Source organism: Bacillota bacterium (assembly GCA_009711825.1).
In the GTDB taxonomy this organism is placed as follows: domain Bacteria; phylum Bacillota; class Proteinivoracia; order UBA4975; family VEMY01; genus VEMY01.
This window is the reverse complement of the sequence record VEMY01000038.1, coordinates 49,851-73,705: the sequence shown is the minus strand read 5'-3', so window position 1 is coordinate 73,705 and position 23,855 is coordinate 49,851. Positions and strand designations below refer to the sequence as shown.

The following is a 23,855-nucleotide window of genomic DNA, read 5'->3' as shown; positions in this document are numbered from 1 at the left end:
GTGGTTTAATTATTCTTTTCGGCCCGGAGCCGGGGATGGAGAATGTTGTTTTCCAGATGAATGTGCTGGAACATATCTTCCTCCAGACGCACCAGACGGCGATAGGTATCGTCGTAGGTTGGGCAGCCGTCGGCGGGGACGGCATATTCGCCAGTGATTTGGCGCAGTTCTTTGAGCACATCCCCAGCACCCTCATGCTCAGCTTCCAGCTCGTCGAGAATCTTAAGCGCTTGGTCCAGTTTGGCCTTGTCATTGGTGGTTTCATAGTCTTTGATCAGGGGGAAGAGCATTTCTTCTTCTTTGATTAAGTGTTGCTCCAGCTCGGTCTTCAGATTGTGGAAGAGTTTGTGGACTTGGCGCAGGGTGTCGCCGTGCTGGGCGCCGTGGGCCCGGAGTATCATCATTGTCAATTCGCTCAGGGCAGGCAATTCGTTGCGCAGATAGCCGTGATGGGTACTGACAATGTGATCAATTAGCTCGCTCATGGGCGCTTCCCGCCAGTCAATCTGGCCAGACCGATACTGGGCTGCCCGTTCCCAGGCCGACTCAAGGTCACTGAGCACCTCCTGCTCATTCAAACCCTGTTCTCGCAAGGCCTGATGCAAGGGACGGTCGCCGCCGCAACAAAAATCAATTTTGTATTTACGAAATACTTCTGTGGCGCCGGGGAAATGGGCAACCACATCGCCAATCTTTTCCGTTCCGCTAAATTGGGTCATTTCAACCCTCCTTTCAGGGATAGTCTGCACAGAATTTTGACTGGCAATACCTGAAAGGAGAAGCGGACTACCTGTCCGCTAACAGGAGCCCGCTCATGTGAAGGGTTTTTTGCCGCCGGAACTGGCTTGAACGCCGCTCCCATAACCGCGAAAAGTTTCTTTGATTTCCTGGCTGCCGCAGCTGGGGCAAGCAATGTGCTTTTTGTTGCTATAGCTGGTGAGCACGTCAAAATTGTGGTCACATTTGCCACACACAAAGGCATAGACAGGCAAGAATGACCCCTCCTTTATACCCGTTACGGGTATATTATAGCGTAAACATATATTTTTACAAGCAAAACCCCGGAGCAATCTCCGGGGTTTTGCAAGGTCAGGTTGCCCTTGGGAGGAGAACTAACCGACTTTCTTAGTTGGTTTGATTTCCTTGTACTGTTCGGTTGAGAAGAACTCCTTGGCCAGCTTGATAACGACGCCGCTGAGGAGAATCAAACCGACGAGGTTGGGGATCGCCATCAAGGCATTGAGGGTGTCGGCAATTGCCCAGATTGCCTGGAGACCACCCAATGCTCCAATAAATAGGAACGGGAGCCAAACTATCCGGTAGGGCAATACAATCTTGGTGCCAAACAGATACTCTGCGCATTTTTCACCATAGTAACACCAGACAATTGTGGTGGTATAGGCAAAGAGGATGACGCCCACTGTTACCAGGCCGCCTCCTAACCCAGGCAGTCCAGCGTTGAAAGCCTCTGCTGTCAGGGAAGCACCCTCTTCACCGCTACTCCAAACGCCGGTGGTGAGGATGGCGAGGGCAGTCATCGTACAGAGAACGATGGTATCGACAAAAACTTCAAACAGACCCCAGACACCCTGACGGACAGGATGGTCTGTCTTTGCTGCTGAGTGAGCGATGGGCGTACTGCCAAGGCCGGCTTCGTTGGAGAAAACGCCCCTGGCAACCCCATAACGCACAGTCATCATTATGGCAGAACCGGCAAAACCGCCAACTGCAGCTGTCGGGCGGAAAGCATGATAGAAAATAAGGCCAAAAGCATCGGGAACTTTAGTGATATTGATAATGATAATGGTCATGGCGGCAATGATGTAGAATACGGCCATTGCCGGAACAACGAAGCCGCAGACGTCGGCAATCCGCTTGATACCGCCGATTGTTACAGCTCCGACGAGAATCGCCAGGACAATGGCAGTGGCCAACGGCGGCACGCTGAAGGTGGATTCCAGGACGTCGGCCATGGAGTTTGCCTGTACCATATTGCCGATACCCAGCGCGGCCAGGGCACCAAAGATACTGAAGACAACAGCCAACCAGGGGAGGTTGAGACCGTTCTTGATGTAGTACATTGGGCCACCGGCGACAACGCCGCCCTTTTGTTCACGGAAATGCACGCCGAGGGTGACTTCCGCAAAGTTGGTGACCATACCGAGGATGGCGCAGCCCCACATCCAGAAGATGGCGCCTGGTCCCCCTAGGGCGATGGCCGTCTCCACACCGGCAATATTGCCAACGCCGACGGTGGAGGCAATCGCTGTTGAAAGCGCTTTGAAAGGAGAGATGTCTCCTTCTTCGGTTTCACCGGGATAGCGAACCTTGTACCAGATTTCCCGGCAGGCGCGGCCAAAGTGGGTGAACTGAACGCCCTTGAGGCGGATGGTGTAATAAAGACCAGTACCGACAATGAGGATGAGCATGGGCAGACCCCAGACAAGATTATTCAATCAAGAGTTGGCTGCCAGAATAGCATCAATATATAGTTTGGAAAAAGTCCATTTAATCCGCTCCTTGTCATAAATTTATTTTATGGGCAACCTTGAAAACTATAATTCAACGTTTTGCCGCCCCAATCCTGTAATGGGAAAAAGTTCACTAATTGACATAACATTAGGACTTGTCTCAAAAAGTGGTCTTAGGACCTGAATTTTCATAGTAAACTTACAATAACGCCGGGCGGCTGACAGAATCTAGGACCTGTAGGCCGTGAAAAAAATTTCGTGAGTAAAATGTTTTGTGAAATTGGGAACAGAGCAAAAGTTTCTTTCCCCAGCAGAGTATTTCGATTAACGAATGAAGGAAATTCCAATCGCGTATCTAATTAATATTGTAAGCATCACTTTGGGAGGGAATATATAATGCAATACCGGAAATTTGGACGCCATAATTTTAAGGTCTCGGCTCTAGGTTTTGGCTGCATGCGGTTTCCATTGCAGGCGGGTGCCGACCCGATTCAGGAATCGGACAAAATCGACGAAGAAAAAGCAATCGCCATGTTGCGTCATGCCATCGATAATGGCATTGATTATGTGGACACCGCCTATCCGTACCATAAGGGTGAAAGTGAAAAAGTCGTTGCCAAAGCGTTGCGAGACGGTTACCGGGAACGTGTAAAGCTTGCCACCAAGCTTCCGGTCTGGCTCGCCGAAACACACGAGGATTTCGATAAACTTTTAGATGAACAGCTGAATAAACTGGAAACAGAGTATGTGGATTTTTACCTGTTGCATGCACTGAACCGTAGAACATGGAAGAAAATCATGGACCTGAATGTTCTGGATTTCGTGGATCGTGCCTTGGCGGATGGACGCATCAACTATGCGGGCTTTTCTTTTCACGATGCGCCCGATTTGTTCCGGGAAATTGTCGATGCCTATCCCTGGAGCTTTTGTCAAATCCAGTACAATTACCTGGATGAGAACACCCAAGCCGGTCGCGATGGGCTCAAGTATGCGGCAGATAAAAACCTGGCGATTGTAATCATGGAACCGCTTTTGGGCGGAAAGCTGGCCAGCAAGCCGCCACGGGAAATTCAGCGTTTATGGGACGCCTCTGGATTACAGCGGACACCGGCCCAATGGGCGCTGCATTGGCTGTGGAATCATCCGGAAGTAACCACTGTGCTTAGCGGGATGACGACAATGTCTGATTTAGAAGAGAACCTTCGCACCGCCGCCAATGCCCATCCCAACCAAATGGGACCGGAAGAGTTGCAAATTGTCGAGGCTGTGCGGGACAAATTCCATTCGCTTACCAAGGTCAATTGTACCCAGTGCGGATATTGCACACCCTGTGAGTCGGCAAATGTGATGATTCCTCATATCTTTACCCTGTACAATAATGCTTTGATGTTTGAAGATGCCGCAGAAGCCAGGGCAAGCTATAAACGGGTGATGGGTAACGAGCGAGATGCTGCCCGCTGCATCGAATGTGGAATCTGTGAACCGGCCTGTCCCCAGGGGATACCGATTATCGAGAAGTTGAAAGAAGCCCACAATTATTTGAGCAGGGAATAGTTGCCCTGCCGGGAGGTCGATGCATTGAAAGTTGGCGTAATTTCCGACACCCATATCCCGAGACGCCGGAAGGCGTTGCCGGATTTCGTGGCGGAAACATTTGCCGGTGTGGACCTAATACTGCATGCCGGCGATATTAATGAGCAATCAGTGCTGGACGCCCTGGCCCGGTTGGCGCCGGTGGAAGCGGTGGCCGGCAATACTGACCCGCCGGAGCTGGTTGAAGCGCTGGGGTATCAAAAGTTATTGGAGCTCAATGGATTCAAGATTGGTCTGACCCATGGACATAATGGAAAACGCCGGGAGACACCGGAACGGGCCCGGGCGAGTTTTCCGGATGCCGATGTTGTTGTCTTTGGGCATAGCCATAAACCACTTGTGCGTACGACCGACGGCTGTCTGCTCTTGAATCCCGGCTCGCCCACCGATAAGCGGCGCCAGCCCCGGTATTCTCTGGGTATGCTCTATCTCAGGAGCCGTGCTCGGGGGAAAATCCTCTACTTTGACTAAATACGCAATTGTTTAATAGACGGGGTGTTGGCTAGTGGTCAACGCCCCCCGTTTTTCTAATTCGGTATAAGTTATGCTGTTATGCAAGTTGAATTTTTTTACTTGATATTTACATGCCGACGGGGCAGGGAAATACATGGTATATAGAGAAATATTTATATACCATGGTAAAGGGAGGGTATAAATTGAATATTAACAAGAAAATTGACCAAATCCTTTCGTCCTTGTCCTTCGGCACAACTTTGTACCAGATCAGCGTCATTGCCCTTAAGGTCATGGCCGCCCTGCTGGTATTGGGCTATCTGTTTGTGCTAATTGGATTTTTGTTGGAAATTGGCAGTGTTAACAATCCGGGCGATGCCTTGGGCATGCTCCTGGGCCTCGCATTATTTACAGTTGCTTTCTATCTCGCCTTCCGGGTGGTAATTTACCGGTCTGTCGGGATCAGCGCCCTTTCTCGGCAGGAGTATCCGGTGGTGCCGCTGGCGGCAGCTCTGCTTCGATTGATTGGGGAGTTGCAGGCGCTGGCGATTGGCGCTTTGGGGGTTGTCGCCGGTGTCAGTATTTGGTTTGGGGGAGACATTTCGATGCCGTTTGAGGCTGGTATGAATTTTATTTCCCTGCTTTACTGGAATTTCTTTATGCCCCTGCAGTTTCCGCCTTTCTTAGCTGGTATTGCGCTGCTGCTTATCAGCATGCTTAACGCACTGGTTGTTCTGATCGTGTTTTATTTGCTCTCGGAACTCCTCACCCTGCTTCGGGACATTGCCTTAAATTCCAAACGCTACTAATAATGATTAAATCTAAGTTAAAGCGCCTGCCGGTTAAATCGGCAGGCGCTTTTTATTAACGATGTTTTTTGCGGTATCCGCCCTGTTTGGGGTAGGGTCGGCGTTCGCCACGGTGGTTATTGTTGCGCCGAGGCGGTCGCTTGGAGTACATGGGTTCGTCGGTAAGCTGGATGGGCGTGGTATCCCGTTCGCCGGTGAGCAATTTGAGAGCCGCAGCCAAAACGGTGACAGAGTCATTCTCAGCCAGCATTTGTTCGGCCATGGAGCGATAGCGGGATGTTTCGTTTTCTTCGATTGCCCCTAGCAGCCGCTCCACAGTCATCCGTTGTTGCCCGGCCAGGGCATCAGTGTCAGAGGGAACCTTTGCCCGTTCAATCTTTCGTTTGGTCAGACGCTCGATGGTGCGCAGGTGGTAGAGCTCCCGGTGGGTGACAAAGGTCATTGCTTCCCCGTTCTGACCGGCGCGGCCGGTGCGTCCAATGCGGTGCACATAGCTGTCCGGGTCCTGGGGGATATCGAAGTTATATACATGGCTGACGCCGGAAATGTCCAAGCCCCGAGCGGCGACATCAGTTGCCACCAAGACGTCGATACTCCCATCCCGGAACTGGCGCATTACTGCGTCCCTCCGGGCCTGGGTGAGGTCTCCGTGGATTCCCTCGGCTGAATAGCCGCGCTTTTTTAGCCCGTCTGTCAATTCGTCTACCCGTCGTTTGGTGCGACCAAAGACAATTGCCAACTCCGGTGGCTGGATGTCCAACAGGCGGCAGAGGACTTCAAACTTTTGGCGCTCATTGACCTCCATATATTTCTGGGCGATGCTGGGCACAGTCATTTCCTTGCTGCGTACAGCGATGTACTCTGGTTCGCGCATAAATTTCTCGGCTAGGCGGCGAATTGGTGGTGGCATGGTGGCGGAGAACAGCAGGGTTTGACGCTCCTCAGGCATCTCGGCTAGTATTGCCTCGATGTCCTGGATAAAGCCCATGTTTAACATTTCATCCGCTTCGTCCAGCACTGCCACCTGGACATTGTGCAGCCGAAGCGTGCGACGCCGGATATGATCCAGCAGGCGACCCGGGGTGCCGACCACAATATGGGGACGATTTTTTAAGCCCTTGATTTGCCGTCCGATGTCCTGTCCGCCATAGACAGGTAAAGTACGGATGCCCTTAAACTGGCCGATTTTGTAAAGCTCCTCCGAGACCTGGACCGCCAGTTCCCGAGTGGGTGCGATTACCAGCCCCTGTATATCGCGGGTGGCAGCATTGGGCTCAAAGCGCTCGACCATTGGAATTCCAAAAGACGCGGTTTTGCCGGTACCGGTCTGCGCCTGGCCGATGATGTCTCGGCCGTTCATGGCCGCAGGTATTGTTTGTTCCTGAATAGGGGTTGCTTCCTCGAAGCCCATGTCATTAAGGGCTTTCATAACACTGTCGCTAAGCCCCAATTGGTTAAAGGTTATCATATAAGTCTCCTTTTGCTATGTTGTTACCTATATAGTATATACTGAATTTGCCAATAAAACCATTGCATTTGTGTATCTTTTTTGATACGCTGGATTTGCGTACAACAGATTGAAAGGTGGAATGCCTTCCGCTGGACCCGGCAGGGCCCAGGTCGGAAATGCAAAGCTGAAATCATCCTAATCCAGCATGAGCAACGCTGCTAGGCAGCGGGTTTTGTGTTGCAGGAGATTTCAGGTTTGCTACTGTTTTGGTTTTTAGCCGCAGAGCAAGCTCTGCGGCTTTTATTTTTGTCTGTTGTACGCGCAATAACTCAAAAAGGAGCAATGAAAATGTTAAATATAACTGAACTTGCCGCTTTGGGAAAACGACCAGAGTATGGCGCCACCGGCGCGTCCCTGTGGACAGATCCCTGGATTGCCAAGCAGATGCTTGCCGCCCATTTGGACCCAGAGATTGATGCTGCCAGCAGGACCCCGCAAGTGATTGACGCCAGTGTGGAACAGATTATGAAGGTGATTGAGCCGGAGCCGGGGCAAGAATTGTTGGACTTGGGATGCGGACCGGGGCTATGGTGCAGCCGTTTCCACCAGCGGGGGCTGGAAGTTACAGGGGTTGATATGTCGGCAAACTCTCTTGCCTGGGCACGGGATGAGGCAGTCCGGGTCGGGATGGATATACGCTATATCTGCTCTGATTATCTCAAGCTTGAAATGGAGGAACAAGTTGACATTATCACTCTCATTTACTACGACCTAGGGGCGCTATTACCCAATGCCCGCGACCTGGTTCTTGATAAGATTGCAGAATTGTTAAAGCCCGGAGGGCATTTGGTCTTTGATGTCCTAAGCGTCCAGGAGAAACGACGGGAGGCCGAGAGCTGGGAGCTTGCACCCGGCGCTGGTTTTTGGCGGCCCCAGGCCCATCTGACGCTTTCGGCGGCGTATCACTATCCCAAGCAAAATGCCTGGCTGGACCAGCATGTTGTGCTCGAGGAATCAGGTGCCGCAACAGTCTACCGAACCTGGGATCACCTCTACACCTTGGAAAAGATTGAGGAACTTCTGGCTAACCGGGGATTGGAAGTTTGCTGGGCCGGCGAGGATTTGACCGGCACACCCCTGAAAGCAGATTCTCCGTCTCTAGCGATAATTGCCAAAAAATAAGTCAAAACCTGCGGCAGAGGCCGCAGGTTTGCTTATTCCTGTTCGATTATGAAAGCACGCAGGCGACGCTGGAGATCGGGATTGGCGCCAAAGAATTCATTCAGCAGTTCCAATTTGCGCACGGTGCTCGGGCTGATATTATGTTCTACCAACTCAGTTTCCCGGAGCAAATCTTCTTCCCCGACCCCTAGGTAGGCGAGGAATTGTTCGACCACCTGGTGACGATGAAACAGAAATTGTCCCTGTTCACGTCCCGCGGTCGTAAGGTAGACAAGCCCGTATTTTTCATACTCCACCAGGCCCAGTTCAGCCAGCTTTTGCACCATTTTGGTGGCCGAGGAAGCTTGGACATTTAGTTGCTCAGCCAGAACATTGATACGGGTAAAATCAGCGTCTATACAGTGGCGGTAGATCATTTCCAAATAATCTTCCATGCTGTCGGTAAGCAGGCCATGCTCCTGACGTTGGTAGCCGCGAACGGTATGGAACTGACGCTTGCGGGGCATCGGACGTCCTCCTTTGCTGGACATTTGACCTGTTCCTATGTTTATTCAACACCCCGGTAAATTATCTTGAATAAGTTGGCGGTAGGAAACATTTTTTCCTGCACTACAAAAAGAGGAGGGACCAATTGTGGCGGTAAATATCATTCCCCTGCACGAACTGCCGCTAGGAGGAACCGGGGTGGTGCGCAATTTACTGGCCCAGGGCTCTGTCCGGCGCCGGCTTTTGGACCTTGGTCTGATTAATAACACGCCTGTGCAAGCCCTGCTGCGGAGCCCGGTGGGCGATCCGGTTGCCTACAAAATCCGCGGAGCAGTGATTGCTTTGCGCAGCGAAGAGGCACAGACCATTTATGTGGAGCCAAGCGAGGCCTAAGACGAATGGGGTTAACTAATAAATCAACCGGCTCTAGTGTTCTCAACGATCTTTTTGACATCCAGGCTCGTGCCGATGATGAATTTGTCGTTGCCCTGGCCGGTAATCCCAATACCGGCAAAAGCACAGTTTTTAACAGCCTCACCGGCATGAACCAGCATACGGGCAACTGGCCGGGCAAGACTGTGACCAACGCCCAGGGGCGGTTTCACCATGATGGCGACAAGTATCTGTTAGTGGACCTGCCAGGAACCTATTCGCTGCTGGCCAATTCGGTGGAAGAGGAAGTCGCCCGGGATTTCATCTGTTTCGGCCGGCCGGATGTGACCGTTGTCGTTGCCGATTCAACCTGCCTGGAACGTAATCTGAATTTGGTCTTGCAAGTGATGGAGCTCACTGACCGGGTTGTCCTGGTTGTCAACCTCTTGGATGAGGCCCGGCGCAAGCAGATCAAGGTGGATATTGAAAAGCTATCCCAGCACCTGGGGATCCCCGTAGTCGGCACCAACGCCCGGGACGGGGAAGGGTTGGTGGAGCTGCGGCAGGCTGTGGCCCGGGTGGCGAAAAAAGAACGCGCCCCCCGGCCCTTACGGATCAAATACACCCAGGAGATCGAAGCTGCCGCTTTATGCCTTGAGGAGCAGTTTCAAGAAGTATCCTTTGTCAACAAGCGCTGGTTGGCGCTGCGTTTGTTGGATGGAGATGTAAGCATTACCCGGTCGCTTGCAAAATATACGGGAATCAGCTTGGATACGGAAGCGGCTCTCAAGCAGTGTCAGCTAAGCGAGGCTGCAGAATTACGGGATTTGATTGTGGAAAATATCGTCCAGACTGCGGAAGCCGTGGCGGCAGAGTGTGTGACCCAGGTCCTGAACGGACGCAGCGACCGGGACCGCAAAATTGACCGCATCCTCACCTCGCGAATTTTCGGTTTCCCCAGCATGTTATTGCTTTTGGGCCTGGTTTTCTGGATTACCATAGAAGGGGCAGAATATCCCTCGGAAATGCTGGCTGATGGTTTGTTTTGGGTTGAGGCGCAGTTAAGCAATTTATTTGTCAGCCTCTCGGCGCCGGATTGGCTCCACAGCATCTTAGTCTTGGGCGTCTATCGGACGTTGGCCTGGGTGGTTGCGGTCATGCTGCCACCGATGGCAATATTTTTCCCGCTATTTACCTTGTTGGAGGATTTGGGTTATCTGCCGCGGGTTGCGTTTAACATGGACCGGTTTTTCAAGCGGGCCGGTGCCCATGGTAAGCAGGCTCTGACCATGTGCATGGGCTTTGGCTGTAATGCTGCTGGCGTAATTGGCTGCCGAATCATTGATTCGCCCCGGGAACGCTTGATTGCAATCATTACCAATAACTTCGTGCCCTGCAACGGTCGGTTCCCGATCCTGATTGCCATGGCCCTGATTTTCATCGGGTCCACCAACTTGGCGACGCTGTCGGTGGTGGCGGTAATTGTTCTCGGGATTGTCATCACTCTCCTGGTCTCGAAACTTCTTTCGCTGACAATTTTAAAGGGTATCCCATCGTCCTTTGCTCTGGAGTTGCCTCCATACCGACGTCCAAAAATTGGGCAAGTGATTGTGCGCTCGATTTTTGACCGCACGATATTTGTCCTGGGCAGGGCGATACTGGTCGCGGCTCCGGCCGGCCTCATAATTTGGGTGGCGGCCAATATCGATGTCGGCGGAGTCAGTATCTTAAATCATGGGGCAAATTTCCTTTCACCATTGGCAGATTTAATGGGCCTGGATGGCTTTATTCTCATGGCCTTCATCCTGGGAATGCCGGCCAATGAGATTGTGATCCCAATTATAATTATGAGTTACTTGGCTACTGGTGCGATGTTGGAATTTGATTCGCTGACTGCCCTCAGGGATTTACTGGCGGCAAATGGTTGGACCTGGCTGACCGCTGTCAATGTAATGATATTGACTTTGCTTCACTTCCCCTGCGGTACTACTTTACTGACCATCCGCAAAGAGACTAATAGCTGGCGTTGGACTGTCTTTTCCTTCTTGATACCGACCATCGCCGGGATTGTGGTCTGCATCGCCTTCACCCAATTGGTGCGCCTGGTGGGATATATTTTGTAGCACCTGGTTCATCATTCCCACAGTCTTTGATTGCTTTGGAAAGAGCCAAATAAAAAAGCCAAACTCGTTAGGTTTGGCTTTTTTGCTTATTTGTTGCGACAACGCTTGCAGACGTTAATTTCCTGGTCGTTCTCGTCCTTCCGCTGCCACAGCAGTTTGGTGTTGGTGCGGGAACACAGGGGGCAGGTGCCTTTTCCACGGCCGACTGTGCCCCAGAGGCCTTTGCCACGATGCTGTTTAGACATATTTCCACTCCTTAAAATACGGTATTATGCCAGTAGACACATATCAATATTATAATGTAATTTGAATCTCATTTCAACAGCGCCAAAACTGCCCGTAACTAAAGCGCAATCAGGCGGGACTGTTATTTCAAGCCTAAATATGAGACAATAATGCGGTTAAGAGTTCTGAAGGGACGATCTATAATGCAATTACTTATACAGGGAATGATACTGGGATTTATCATTGTATTGCCTGGGATGAGCGGCGGTACGTTGCTCTTGATTTTTGGTTTGTATGAAAAATTACTTTCTGACTTGTCCCGATTAAAATTGCTACCCTACCTGCCCTTTGCCGCCGGCGCTGCCCTGGGGGTGTTTGCCAGCGGATTTGCCTTTACGGCTTTATTTGAGACTCATCGAGATTTGACGGTGGCATTTTTGATGGGCGGCGTGCTCGCTTCGGTGCGACCGGTACTTGGCCCCCGGCCCAAGGTCAGTGGTAAGTTGCTGCTGATTGCCTTGATTGGCTTTGGTGCCGGCCTGCTTTTGGCCAGTGAACCCCTGGGGGGAGTGAGAGTAGGACCTGAGCCCGGATTAGTGCGCTTGGCAATTGGCGGAGCGCTGGCCAGCGTGGCGATGTTGATTCCCGGTGTGCCTGGAAGCACCGTGCTGATTTTATTTGGCATCTATGATGATGTGCTCCGTTATCTGGCTGAGGTCAGTTTGATTCCTTTGCTTGTGTTTCTGTTTGGTAGCTTGGCTGGCATCTTCATGCTGGCTACTGCAGTAGATCGCTTCTATTCACGCTACCAAACAACCATTGCCTGGCTGTTTTCCGGCTTAATTGTCGGCAGCGCCCGGACACTGCTACCTACGGCGGTGACCTTGCCTGTTATTATGCTCTTTGCCCTTGGTTTTGCCCTGGTCTGGGGCTGGGATATCTGGCGGGAGCGACGGCAGCTGCCGGTATAGGTTGTTTTTGTAATCAAGCTATGGTCATGCGATTGTCATCTGTGGTAAGCTAAATCCAGAAGGTTTTGAGAGGAGAGTTCTATGAAGAAATCAATTTTGATTCCCGCGATTTTAGTAGCTGTTGTTCTGCTGCTGATGCTGGGGACCAGTTATTATACCGAGTATCTCTGGTATAGCAGCATGGGGATTACCGAGGTGTTTTTAAAACCGTTTGTCGCCAATTTGGCGATCAAGGCTGTGTTGTTTGTCTTTGCCTTCGGTTTCCTGCTGGCCAACTTCTTGCCTTTGACCAAGAGCTTGAGCTTGCGTCGCTTGCGGGTAATTGATGCCAGTAGCGACAGCGCCCCAGGTCTGAAGAAGAAGCATGCAGTCTATGTTGCCCTGGCCGTGTCCGCCTTCTGGGCCCTGGTGCTTCCGGCGCTCTGGGACCGGGTTCTGTTGTTCCTTAACTCAGTCCCCACTGGCGAAGTTGACCCAATTCTTGGTTGGGACACCGCCTTTTATCTGTTCCAGTACCCGTTGCTTCAATTATTGAGCGGCGCCTTTATCAGTTTGCTGTTTTTTGCCGTGATACCGGTGGCACTTGCTTATTTTGCTGGTGGCAATATCGCTATTGTCAACAACCGGCTTCAATTTGACGGAAAAGCCCGCACCCATCTCTCGGTGCTCTTGGCTTTGTTCTTGCTTTGGTTCGCCGCCAGCAGATTTCTGGCGATGGCCGACTTACTCACCTCTGATTCGACTGCCCTGTTTGGCGCCGGTTATACCGATGTGAATGTGCGCTTGCCACTGATCCGTGTTCAACAGGTGGTGGCGGTGGTTCTAGGCGCTCTGGTTTTGGTGAATGTTGGCCTCAGGCGTTCAGTAATTGTCTATGCGGTGCCTGTGGCCCTGGTGCTGATGCTGGCTGTAACCGGCATCGCTGGCGCTGTCTATCAGTCATTTATCGTCAATCCCAACGAACAGGCCCGGGAACTGCCTTATTTGGAACACCATCTCCTGGCCACTCGTCAGGCCTACGGGTTGGACGCAATCGACCGCCGCACATTCCCGTTGGACAGACAGGAAGAAATCACCCGCGAGGCCCTGGCTGGAAAAGATACCACTTTGGAGAATATCCGGATTCTTGACTACCGGCCTTTGAAACAACATTATCTGCAAAATCAATCTTTGCGTCTGTATTATACCTTCAACGACATTGATATCGATCGCTATCGCTTGGACGATGAATACCGTCAGGTAATGCTGGCGGTGCGGGAGCTGGACATAAATGCCCTGCCCCAGCGCACCCCAATCAACGAGCATTTTCGCTACACCCATGGTTATGGTGTGGTGATGTCGCCGGTGAACGCAGTTACTTCTACTGGCCACCCAACCTATTTCTACCGCAACATTCCTGTGGAAAGCACGATTGACCTGCCACTGGATCGTCCGGAAATTTATTTTGGTGAAATGACTAACCAGTTTGTAGTCGTCAACTCCCGGGGCCAGGAATATGGCTATCCCGATGGCGATGACAATACCCAGGTCGATTATCAGGGCACAGACGGTGTGGAACTGAATCCGATGCGCCGCCTGCTCTTTGCCCTCAAATACCAAAAACCGATATTGCTGCTTTCCGATGAAATTACTCCCGAGAGCAGGATTTTGTTCCATCGCAATGTGGTGGAGCGCGTGAACAAAGTAGCGCCCTTTATCCACACCGACAGCGACCCATACCCGGTTGTGGCCGATGGCCGTGTGTTCTGGATAATTGACGGCTATACCACAGCGGATAATTATCCCTATTCCCAACCCCGAGGCCGATACAACTACATCCGCAACTCGGTGAAGGTTGTTGTCGATGCCTATAACGGCACGGTGGATGTCTACAAGTTCGCCGAAGATGACCCGATAATTGACGCCTGGCAAGGCGTGTTTCCCGGCTTGATCCAGGAACGCTCAGAATTTCCTGCCTACCTGGAAGAGCATGTTCGCTACCCGGTGGATTATTTCAATATCCAAGCGGATATCCTGAGAAAGTATCATGTCAACAGCCCCAACATGCTCTATCAGGGCGGCGATGTGCTGGAGATTCCCGTGGAACAGTATGCCGGCCGGGAGACAGAAGTGGAGCCCTATTATGTGACGATGCAGTTGCCGGAGGGCGAAGAAGCTGAGTATGTTCTGATGCTTCCCTTCACTCCTCAAAATCGGAACAATATGACTGCCTGGCTTGCTGCCCGCAATGACGGTGAGCACTATGGCGAGCTGGTACTCTACAGCTTCCCCCGGGGCGAGCATGTGGAGGGCCCCAGCCAGGTGGAGGCGGCAATTGATCAGCACCCCGATATTTCCAGCCAGTTGACCCTCTGGAGCCAGGGCGGATCCACTGTCAACCGGGGTAATTTGCTGGTTATCCCCCTGAATGGTTCTGTCCTCTATGTTGAACCCCTGTATTTGCAGTCTGAGAACCGGAGCGTGCCGGAAATGCGTCAGGTAATCGTCTATTACCAGGGTGAGTTGGCCATGGAAAGCACTCTTGACCAGGCCCTCGATGCGATATTCGGCATCCTTGAAGACGATCCCGAGCCGTCCGAGCCAGGTGAACCTGGTGAACCCGGCGATCCGGGCGCACCTGTGGATCCGGGGCAGCCAGTGATTCCCGGCACAGTTCAAGAACTGCTGGAGCAAATCAACACTGCCTACGATGACATGGAAGCTGCTGCCCGGGACGGCCGCTGGGCTGATTATGGTGACAAAGTTGAAGAACTGGGCAGTCTACTGGCTCAGCTGGAAGACCTGCTATCTGCAGATGAATAAATCTACAGCCCCGCACATTCTGCGGGGTTGTTTAATTGGTTTGGTTGAGTTATTGAAATACCATTAGGCGAAATGTGCATATGAGAAGTGGTCAAATAAAAAACTCCCTTGCAACAGACTTAAAAAATCTGCAGCCAAAAAGGGAGTATCGTTCAATCACAGGTAAGTCAGCTGGTAATAAAGTCCAAATCATCATATTGCCCTAAGCTGACGACAATCCTGTTGGGCAGGCAGATAATTGATTGGGTCGCCGACTCGATCCAGCCGGTGACCCGGCAGCAAATCCCGGCCGGGCAGATGTCCCGCTCCATCGGCTGCATGCGGATGCGACCGTCCTTAACCTCAAGAATGCCGGCGCCGGGGCTGCCTTGCACTGGATACAGGCCGTCCTTGGACAAATCGATTGTCGCAACTTCTTCATTGTCCACAAGCACTGCGGCCATCGCCGCCGGTTCCAAGGACTTGGGCCAGACTAGCCAGGTAACGGCTACTGCCAAAACTGCCAGAATCATAATTATGTCGCCACGCCGCATATGAAATCGCCTCATTTCGGGTAATGTAGTCATGAGTATATTATATAACGGTAAGCAAATTTGAGCAATTGACTAGGTATTGACAAGGGACCTATAAATTGGTTAGCATATATACATACCCCCCAGCGGTATGAGAGGAGGAGGAACATGGGTGAAGGTAAAAGCTTAAAAAAGCTAGTTTTTCCAGTCCGCGGAATGACCTGTGCTGCCTGCAGCAACCGGGTGGAGAAAGCATTGTCAGGATTGGACGGTGTTGAATCGGCTGCAGTCAATCTTGCTGCCGGCAAAGCTAGTGCCCAGTATGATTCTGCCAAAATAAGTCCTGAAGAGTTGTATAGAACTGTAGAAAAATCTGGTTATGAAGTGGTGCGGGAAAGCAGCAAGCTGAGTCTGAAAATCCAGGGCATGACTTGTGCCGCCTGCGCCAACCGGGTGGAAAAGGCACTTCAAAAACAGGATGGCGTAATTTCAGCGGCTGTCAATCTGGCCACGGAAGAAGCGAGAATTGAATTCTTGCCCGCTGTAACAACTGAAGATGATTTGCGGCAAGTGATTGAAAAAACCGGTTATCAGGTGGCTGCAAAGGCGGAGAAGATAATCTTAGACATCCAGGGTATGACCTGCGCCGCCTGTGCCAACCGGGTGGAAAAGGCGCTGCAGAAGCGGGAAGGGATATTCTCAGCTTCGGTTAACCTGGCCACCGAACAAGCTACAATTGAATTTGACCCGGCGCAAGTATCAGTGCGGGACTTAATCGACACTGTTTCCGTTGCCGGGTACGAGGCCAGTATCCTGGAAGAGGCGGAAGCAGAGCAAGATGAGGATGCCGCCAAGTTGAAACTAGCAGCCACGCGAATGTGGGTGGCTTGGGGCTTTACGCTGCCAGCGGCTATCTGGATGCTGATTGCCATGACCGCCGGACATCATCAGCACGGCTGGCCCACCCCTACCAGTTTTAATCTGGGCATGGTGCTGCTGGCGCTGCCGGTGGTTATCTGGGCTGGCGGCCACGTGTTTGTCTCGGCCTGGCGGGCGGTGCGTCATGGCAGCGCCAATATGGATACCCTGATTGCCATGGGGACCGCCGCGGCGATGGTCACCGGCGTGCTGGTATTCTTCGCGCCGATTGAAAACTACGCCGGTGTGGCGGCGATGATCATGGCCTTCCATCTTACGGGCAGGTATATCGAGACCAAGGCCCGGGGGCGCGCATCCCAGGCGATTCGCAAGCTGCTGGAGCTGGGCGCCCGCACCGCCACCATCTTGGTGGACGGCGAAGAGCGGGAAGTGCCGATTCAACAAGTTCAGGTCGGCGATTTGTTGCTGGTGCGTCCGGGTGAGAAAATCCCCACCGACGGTGTGGTGGAATCCGGGGAGAGTGCGGTGGATGAGTCCATGGCCACTGGCGAATCACTGCCGGTGACCCGCAAGTCCGGTGACGAGGTTATCGGCTCCACTGTCAACCAGCAAGGCGTCTTGAAGGTCAAAGCGACCCGCATCGGCAAGGATACCTTCCTCAGCCAGGTCATCAAGATGGTTGAAGAAGCCCAGGGCACCAAAGTGCCAATTCAGGAATTTGCCGACCGTATCACCGGTTACTTTGTGCCGGCGGTGCTGGTCATTGCTGCCCTGACCTTTGCCTTTTGGATTTTGCTACCCGATGTGATGCGGGCGGCCGGATCACTGCTCCGGGACGTGCTGCCCTGGGTTGACCCGACCTTGAGCGGCGTCACCTTGGCGCTTTTCGCGACCATCGCCGTTTTGGTCATCGCCTGTCCCTGCGCTCTGGGGCTGGCCACACCCACCGCTTTGATGGTGGGCAGCGGTCTCGGCGCCGAGAACGGAGTCTTAATCCGCAATGGCGCCGCCATCCAGACGATGAGTGATTTAGATGTAATTGTATTTGACAAGACTGGGACCATCACCCGGGGCAAACCGGAGGTTACGGATTTGGTAACTGCCGGCAGTAGTGAAGAAGAGCTGCTTGCCCTGGCGGCCGGGGTCGAGCAGGCCTCCGAGCACCCACTGGGCCGGGCAATTGTCGGTTCCGCCAAAGAGCGCGGCTTAGAATTGTCGGAACCGGAGGATTTCACTTCGGTAACCGGCAAGGGTGTGCAAGCCGTTCTCGCCGGCAAGACCGTGTTGGTGGGCAGCCGCCGCTTATTGGCTGACAACGACATTGACCCGTCGCCCCTGGAAGCCGATTTGGTCCGTTTGGAGAGCGAGGGTAAGACAGCGATGCTGGTAGCGGCAGACGGAGCCCTCACTGGTGTAATTGCAGTCGCTGATACCATCAAGGATGACTCAATTGCGGCAATTCGCGCCCTGGAAGCGCTGGGCCTGAAGACTGCCATGCTCACCGGCGATAACAAGCGCACCGCCGAGGCAATCGCCCGCAAAGTGGGGATTGGCACCGTGCTGGCAGAAGTGCTGCCCGATGGCAAGGTGGATGAAGTCAAACGCCTTCAAGCTGAGGGGAATAAAATCGCGATGGTGGGCGACGGCATCAACGACGCCCCGGCCCTGACCCAGGCCGATGTGGGCGTGGCCATTGGCACCGGTACCGATATCGCCATCGAAGCCGCCGACATCACTTTAGTCAGCGGCAGTCTGCAGGCGGTGGTCAGCGCCGTCAAATTGTCCAAGGCGACATTCCGTAAAATCCGCCAGAACCTGTTCTGGGCCTACGCCTACAACACAGTTGCGATTCCCCTGGCAATCCTCGGATTGTTGCACCCGGTCATCGCCGAGATCGCCATGGCCACCAGCTCCATCACCGTCGTCGGCAACGCCAACCTCCTCCGCCGCGCCAAAATCTAACCTGGCGCACCGGGGACGCGCACCCGGGGACGGAGGTTGGATGCGCCAAAATCGACAAGATTGGACATTGCGTCAACGGACGCACCTTGCAATCGGGTGCGTCCGTTTGTTGCCGTAAAAAAGAGGATTTCCCCGGCCAGTGGCGAATAGAATAGATTAAGAAGCATAATACGGCTGGAGATATTGAGAGCCGCGCTGAATGGTTCCTGTTTAGGCAGGTTTTCATTGGTGCGGTTTCTTTACTTTTATCACCCGGCGAAACGGGGGAAAGTGCTGTGCGCGATGATTTTGTGGCCCGGATTCAAAACAGCCCGGTTGTGGCGGCAATCAACGACACCAATCAGCTTGGCGAGGCAATCGAGGCACCGCCGGAGATAATTTTTTTGCTCCGGGGCAGCATCTTTGAGCTCAAGGACACTGTGCGACGGATTCATGCGGCGGGAAAGCAGGTGTTTGTACATTTTGACCTGATGGAAGGGTATTCCCGGGATATGACCGCCCTCAGGCATTTGCAGCAGACCGTGGGCCCTGATGGAGTGATAACCACCAAGGGCAGCCTGATTAAAAGCGCCCGGGAGTTAGGAATGAACAGCATTCAGCGGGTGTTTATGATAGACTCGCTGTCGGTGGAATCGGCAATTAAATCAATTACTGCCACCCGGCCCGACGCCATTGAATTGATGCCGGGCCTGGTGCCCCGGGTGATTGCCCAGGTGGGCCGGGAAACCCGAATTCCGGTAATCGCCGGCGGCTTGATTGAGAGCAAAGAGGAAATCATCGCGACCCTGAAGGCAGGGGCGGTGGGGATTTCCACCAGCAAGGCAGATTTGTGGTATATGTAAATAAAGCGAGGAGGGGAAGCATGGACAAAAAATACATCCTTGCCCTGGATCAGGGCACAACCAGTTCCCGGGCAATTCTCTTCGACCATGAAGGCAGGAGTGTTGCCGTTGCCCAGACTGAGTTCACCCAGATTTACCCAAAACCGGGCTGGGTGGAGCATGACGCCATGGAAATTTGGGGCACCCAGAGTGGTGTGGCCCGGGAAGCAATTGAACGAGCCGGGATTTCCCCCCGGGAGATTGCCGCCATTGGCATCACCAACCAGCGGGAAACCACCGTTGTCTGGGATAAAAACAGCGGCCGCCCGATCCACAACGCCATCGTCTGGCAATGCCGACGGACAGCGGATATCTGCGATGAGCTCAAGGCCACACCCGAGCTGGAAGCGTATATACGGGAAAACACCGGCCTGGTGGTGGACGCTTATTTTTCCGGGACCAAGGTCAAATGGCTTCTCGATAATGTGGAAGGGGCCCGGGAGCGGGCAGAGCGGGGTGAATTGCTCTTTGGCACCATAGACTCTTGGCTGATTTGGAATCTGACCAAGGGCAAAGTCCATGTCACCGATTACTCCAACGCCTCCCGGACAATGCTCTTTAATATTAAAACCCTGGACTGGGACCGGAAGATTCTTGCGGCCCTGGACATTCCCGCGGCGATGCTGCCGGCGGTCCGAGCGTCCAGCGAAGTATTTGGCCACACCGCAGCGGATACATTTGGCGGTGCCGAAATTCCCATTGCCGGGGCGGCCGGCGATCAACAGGCCGCACTCTTTGGCCAGACCTGTTTTGAACCCGGATCCGCCAAGAACACATACGGCACCGGTTGCTTCATGCTGATGAACACCGGCGACCGTCCGGTCGCTTCCCAATCCGGTCTCTTAACCACCATTGCCTGGGGCGTCGACAATAAAGTCGAATATGCCCTGGAGGGGAGTATCTTTGTTGCCGGCGCCGCCGTTCAATGGCTGCGGGATGAGCTGAAGATAATCCGCGACGCCGAGGACAGCGAATACATGGCGACCAAGGTCAAGGATTCCAACGGCGTCTATGTAGTGCCGGCCTTTGTCGGCCTGGGGGCGCCATATTGGGATATGTATGCTCGGGGGGCAATTGTCGGCCTCACCCGGGGCGCCAAGGCCGAGCATATCATCCGGGCGACGCTGGAGTCGATTGCCTACCAGACCCGGGATGTCTTGGAAGCGATGCAGAATGATTCGGACATCAGCCTCCAGACCTTGAAGGTGGACGGTGGCGCCGTGGCCAATGACTTCCTCATGCAATTCCAGGCCGACATCCTCGACGTGCCGGTGGAACGGCCAATGATTACCGAGACCACAGCCCTAGGCGCCGCCTACCTGGCCGGCCTGGCCGTGGGCTTCTGGCAGAGCAGGGGGGAGATTGCCACGAAGTGGCAGACCGACCGGCGCTTTACACCGGCGATGGCCGCAGATGAACGGAGCCGGCTCTACGTGGGCTGGCAGAAGGCAGTCGGCCGTTCCCGCGACTGGGAAGGACAGTAATCTGATACTTTTGGCTGAGTAAATGGAGAAGCCGCGCAAAATGCCTGTGTGCAAGCAGAGGTGAATTTGCGTGGCTTTTTATCTACCTATAAGGAGGACTTGATATGTATGATGTGGCGATAATCGGCGCCGGTATCTCCGGCGCGGCAATTGCCCGGGAGCTTTCCCGTTATGCGCTGCGGATTGCTTTGCTTGAGAAGGAGAATGATGTGTCCCTGGGAACGACCAGGGCCAACAGCGCCATTGTCCACGCCGGCTATGATGCCCGACCCGGCACCATGAAAGCGCGGTTTTGCGCGGCAGGAAACGCCCTTTATGAGGATTTGTGTAATGAGCTGGCGGTGCCCTTTGTGCGCAATGGCTCGTTGGTGGCGGCTTTTACTGAGGACGAACTGGGCAAGCTGGAAGCGCTCATGGCCCGGGGCCGCGAAAACGGTGTTCCGGGGCTGGAGATTCTAGACCGGGCCCGGGCCCGGCAGTTGGTGCCCAATCTTGCCGATTCAGTCGTCGGCGGCCTCTATGCGTCCAGCGCCGGTATTGTCGGGCCCTGGGAGTTGACGCTTGCGCTGGTGGAGAATGCAGTTCAAAATGGCGTGGATTTGTTCCTCAACGCACCGGTCACTGCCCTGGCGCCATCCGACGCAGGCTTTCAGATCCACGCCGGCGGGCAGGCGCTTGCGGCCAGGTTGGTTATAAATTGTGCCGGGCTCCAGGCAGATCAAATTCATCGTCTCTTGGCCCCGCCGCCATTTACCATCACTCCCGTCCGGGGTGAATACCTGCTCTTTGACAAGAGCGCAGGTGGGTTTACCGCTCAGCGGACGGTTTTCGGCGTCCCCGGACCCCAGGGCAAGGGCGTAGTTCTCTTGCCCACGGCGCACGGCAATCTGCTCCTGGGCCCCAACGCAGAAGCGGCAGACAGCGCGGAAAACACCGAAACCACGGCGGCCGGACTGGACTATATCCGGGAATATGCGCGCAAGCGGTTCAGGGATTTGCCACTCAGGGAGGTAATAACCAGTTTTGCCGGGCTCCGGGCCAAGACAGAGCACGGAGATTTTGAGCTGGGCGCAAGCGAAATCCCTGGCTTTATCAATGTCGCCGGCATTGCCTCGCCGGGTTTGACAGCAGCACCGGCAATCGCCCGGTATGTGGCCGATTTGGTGGCGGAACAGTTGGGAGAGTTGGCTGTGAAACCAGACTTTCAGCCCCAACGGGAGCCGTCACCGGTGTTCATGGAACTATCACCAACGGAGCAAGCGGCGCTCCTGGCCCGGGACCCCCGCTACGGCCGAGTAATCTGCCGCTGCGAACAGATTACCGAGGGGGAGATTGTGGCAGCCATTCACCGGCAACCCGTGGCCACCACTGTCGATGCCATCAAGCGCCGGGTACGGCCGGGGGCCGGGCGCTGCCAGGGCGGGTTTTGTCTGCCCCGGGTGATGGAAATCCTCGCCCGGGAGCTGGGTCGGGATATGCTGTCTATCTACAAAGATCGTCAGGGCTCCTATATTCTCACCGGCGCCACCAAGACAGGAGGGGAAGAGGCATGAACTACGAGCTGATTATCATTGGTGGCGGCCCGGCAGGCCTGGCGGCGGCCATCGAGGCAAAAAAGAATGGCTTAGAGAAAATCCTCATCCTGGAGCGGGACAGGGAGCTGGGGGGAATTCTCCAGCAGTGCATACACAATGGCTTCGGTCTCCATGTGTTCAAGGAGGAGCTGACCGGACCCGAATACGCCCAGCGCTTTATCGATGAACTGCACAGCTTAGGGATTGAATACAAACTTGACACGATGGTGCTTTCAATAGCGGAAGACCGCAGTGTCACCGCCCTCAACAGTCGCGACGGTTTGCTGCAACTCCAGGTCGGGGCAATAATCCTCGCCATGGGCTGCCGGGAGCGGACCCGGGGCGCCCTGGCGATTCCCGGCACCCGCCCCGCCGGGGTGTTCACCGCCGGTACCGCTCAACGCTTTGTGAACATGGAAGGGTATATGGTGGGGCGCAAGGTGGTTATCCTCGGCTCCGGAGATATCGGGCTGATTATGGCCCGGCGCCTGACCTTAGAAGGGGCTGAAGTGCTGGCAGTGGCCGAGCTGATGCCCTATTCCGGCGGTCTGAACCGGAATATCGTGCAATGCCTCCACGACTACGACATCCCCCTTCTTCTCAGCCATACGGTGGTGGATATCCAGGGGCAAAAACGGGTTGAAGCAGTGACGATTGCCCGGGTGGACGAGAATTTACGCCCGCTACCGGGAACAGAAAAGCGCTATGAATGCGATACTCTGCTTTTATCTGTCGGCCTGATCCCGGAGAATGAGCTTTCCCGGGAGGTGGGAATTGAGTTGGATCCCCGCACCGGCGGGCCGGTGGTCACTGAAGCATTAGAGACTTCGGCGCCAGGAATCTTTGCCTGCGGCAACGTGGTCCACGTCCACGATCTCGCCGACTGGGTCAGCGAGGAAGCGCAGCGGGCGGCCCGGGGCGCTGCCCGATATCTACAAGGGATCGCGGCCAAAGGCGCCAGAATATCTGCCCGCCCCGGACCCGGTGTTCGCTATGTGGTGCCGCAGCAAATATGCCGCGAGAATCTGACGGGAAAAATCGAGCTATTGCTGCGGGTGACGGATATTTACAATAACGCCCGCCTGCAAGTGAAATCTGGGGACAAGGTGATAAAATCCCTGAAACGTCTGCATATGGCGCCGGGGGAAATGGAGTCGGTGAAGCTGGCTGCCGAAGATTTGACCGCTGCCGACAGTATCACAGTTCAAGTAGAGGAGGCGACAGACAAGTGAGCGCCAAAAAGATGATCTGCATTGTCTGTCCCCGGGGGTGTGAGCTGGAAGTGCAGCGGGATACAACGGGCACCTCGGGGTATCGGGTCAGCGGTCACCTCTGCCCCCGGGGCGAAAAGTATGGGATAACGGAAATGACCAATCCCACCCGGGTGTTGACTACCACAGTGCAGGTAAGCGGTGGAGGTCTTCCGCGCCTGCCGGTGCGCAGCGCGGGCGCGGTGCCCAAGGATAAGATTTTCGAGATTATGGACGCACTAAGGCAGGTGCAGGTTCGGGCCCCGGTGAAATGTGGCCAGGTGGTGGTTGCGAATATCCTTGGGACGGGGATCGATATCATTGCCAGTCGGGATTTAAATTGAGACATGAAAAAACTGCGACCGGAGCTGGTCGC

The 23,855-nt window shown here is 54.1% G+C and carries 20 protein-coding genes; 14 read left to right on the top strand and 6 right to left on the bottom strand.

Features of this window, described 5'->3' with window-relative positions; genetic code table 11:
* Positions 1-5 precede the first annotated feature (5 nt).
* From ric to FH749_11785, 3 genes are all read right to left on the bottom strand, one after another.
* A complete protein-coding gene (ric, locus tag FH749_11795; protein MTI96146.1) occupies positions 6-719 on the bottom strand; it encodes an iron-sulfur cluster repair di-iron protein in 714 nt (237 codons plus the stop codon).
* A 93-nt stretch (positions 720-812) separates the two neighbouring features.
* Positions 813-1,070 carry a zinc ribbon domain-containing protein gene (locus FH749_11790; protein MTI96145.1) on the bottom strand — a complete coding sequence of 86 codons (258 nt, stop codon included), beginning with the start codon at positions 1,068-1,070 and terminating at the stop codon, positions 813-815.
* A 42-nt stretch (positions 1,071-1,112) separates the two neighbouring features.
* Positions 1,113-2,429 carry a sodium:alanine symporter family protein gene (locus FH749_11785; GenBank protein ID MTI96144.1) on the bottom strand — a complete coding sequence of 439 codons (1,317 nt, stop codon included), beginning with the start codon at positions 2,427-2,429 and terminating at the stop codon, positions 1,113-1,115.
* Between the two features lie 438 nt (positions 2,430-2,867).
* Between FH749_11785 and FH749_11780 the strand changes: the two genes are divergently transcribed.
* The 3 genes from FH749_11780 to FH749_11770 all read left to right on the top strand — a co-directional run bounded on the left by FH749_11780 (position 2,868) and on the right by FH749_11770 (position 5,326).
* On the top strand, positions 2,868-4,025 hold the full coding sequence (locus tag FH749_11780) for an aldo/keto reductase (GenBank protein ID MTI96143.1): 1,158 nt from the start codon (positions 2,868-2,870) through the stop codon (positions 4,023-4,025).
* A gap of 24 nt (positions 4,026-4,049) precedes the next feature.
* A complete protein-coding gene (locus FH749_11775; protein ID MTI96142.1) occupies positions 4,050-4,535 on the top strand; it encodes a metallophosphoesterase family protein in 486 nt (161 codons plus the stop codon).
* A gap of 185 nt (positions 4,536-4,720) precedes the next feature.
* Positions 4,721-5,326, top strand: a complete 606-nt coding sequence (locus FH749_11770) for a hypothetical protein (GenBank protein MTI96141.1) — start codon at positions 4,721-4,723, stop codon at positions 5,324-5,326.
* Between the two features lie 55 nt (positions 5,327-5,381).
* On the opposite strand, the gene FH749_11765 is transcribed toward FH749_11770, so the two are convergent.
* Complete coding sequence (locus FH749_11765; GenBank protein ID MTI96140.1) at positions 5,382-6,794, bottom strand: DEAD/DEAH box helicase; 1,413 nt, start codon at positions 6,792-6,794, stop codon at positions 5,382-5,384.
* A 324-nt stretch (positions 6,795-7,118) separates the two neighbouring features.
* On the opposite strand from FH749_11765, the gene FH749_11760 reads away from it, so the two are divergent.
* Positions 7,119-7,958, top strand: coding sequence for a class I SAM-dependent methyltransferase (locus tag FH749_11760; GenBank protein MTI96139.1), 840 nt, complete (start codon positions 7,119-7,121; stop codon positions 7,956-7,958).
* A gap of 32 nt (positions 7,959-7,990) precedes the next feature.
* Here the strand turns inward: FH749_11760 and FH749_11755 are convergent, their stop codons facing one another.
* Positions 7,991-8,464: a DtxR family transcriptional regulator gene (locus tag FH749_11755; GenBank protein ID MTI96138.1), complete on the bottom strand. Its 474-nt coding sequence runs from the start codon at positions 8,462-8,464 to the stop codon at positions 7,991-7,993.
* Positions 8,465-8,591: 127 nt separating this feature from the next.
* Between FH749_11755 and FH749_11750 the strand changes: the two genes are divergently transcribed.
* The 4 genes from FH749_11750 (at position 8,592) to FH749_11735 (ending at position 14,937) form a co-directional block, all read left to right on the top strand.
* On the top strand, positions 8,592-8,837 hold the full coding sequence (locus tag FH749_11750; protein ID MTI96137.1) for a ferrous iron transport protein A: 246 nt from the start codon (positions 8,592-8,594) through the stop codon (positions 8,835-8,837).
* A gap of 5 nt (positions 8,838-8,842) precedes the next feature.
* Positions 8,843-10,939, top strand: coding sequence for a ferrous iron transport protein B (gene feoB / locus FH749_11745; GenBank protein ID MTI96136.1), 2,097 nt, complete (start codon positions 8,843-8,845; stop codon positions 10,937-10,939).
* 395 nt (positions 10,940-11,334) lie between these two features.
* Positions 11,335-12,135 carry a DUF368 domain-containing protein gene (locus FH749_11740; GenBank protein ID MTI96135.1) on the top strand — a complete coding sequence of 267 codons (801 nt, stop codon included), beginning with the start codon at positions 11,335-11,337 and terminating at the stop codon, positions 12,133-12,135.
* A gap of 81 nt (positions 12,136-12,216) precedes the next feature.
* A complete protein-coding gene (locus tag FH749_11735) occupies positions 12,217-14,937 on the top strand; it encodes a UPF0182 family protein (GenBank protein MTI96134.1) in 2,721 nt (906 codons plus the stop codon).
* 167 nt (positions 14,938-15,104) lie between these two features.
* Here the strand turns inward: FH749_11735 and FH749_11730 are convergent, their stop codons facing one another.
* Entirely contained in the window at positions 15,105-15,503 is a 399-nt protein-coding gene (locus FH749_11730; protein ID MTI96133.1) for a NusG domain II-containing protein, read from the bottom strand.
* A gap of 114 nt (positions 15,504-15,617) precedes the next feature.
* Between FH749_11730 and FH749_11725 the strand changes: the two genes are divergently transcribed.
* The 6 genes from FH749_11725 (at position 15,618) to FH749_11700 (ending at position 23,823) form a co-directional block, all read left to right on the top strand.
* A complete protein-coding gene (locus tag FH749_11725; protein MTI96132.1) occupies positions 15,618-18,290 on the top strand; it encodes a copper-translocating P-type ATPase in 2,673 nt (890 codons plus the stop codon).
* 275 nt (positions 18,291-18,565) lie between these two features.
* Complete coding sequence (locus FH749_11720; GenBank protein ID MTI96131.1) at positions 18,566-19,132, top strand: glycerol-3-phosphate responsive antiterminator; 567 nt, start codon at positions 18,566-18,568, stop codon at positions 19,130-19,132.
* Positions 19,133-19,152: 20 nt separating this feature from the next.
* The gene (glpK, locus tag FH749_11715; protein MTI96130.1) at positions 19,153-20,655 is read left to right on the top strand and encodes a glycerol kinase GlpK; all 1,503 of its coding nucleotides are present in this window, start codon (positions 19,153-19,155) and stop codon (positions 20,653-20,655) included.
* Between the two features lie 104 nt (positions 20,656-20,759).
* Positions 20,760-22,208: an NAD(P)/FAD-dependent oxidoreductase gene (locus FH749_11710; GenBank protein ID MTI96129.1), complete on the top strand. Its 1,449-nt coding sequence runs from the start codon at positions 20,760-20,762 to the stop codon at positions 22,206-22,208.
* Positions 22,205-23,461 carry an FAD-dependent oxidoreductase gene (locus tag FH749_11705; GenBank protein MTI96128.1) on the top strand — a complete coding sequence of 419 codons (1,257 nt, stop codon included), beginning with the start codon at positions 22,205-22,207 and terminating at the stop codon, positions 23,459-23,461. The genes FH749_11710 and FH749_11705 overlap by 4 nt, the downstream gene beginning before the upstream one ends.
* 11 nt (positions 23,462-23,472) lie before the next feature.
* Positions 23,473-23,823, top strand: coding sequence for a DUF1667 domain-containing protein (locus tag FH749_11700; protein ID MTI96127.1), 351 nt, complete (start codon positions 23,473-23,475; stop codon positions 23,821-23,823).
* The last annotated feature ends 32 nt before the right edge of the window (positions 23,824-23,855 follow it).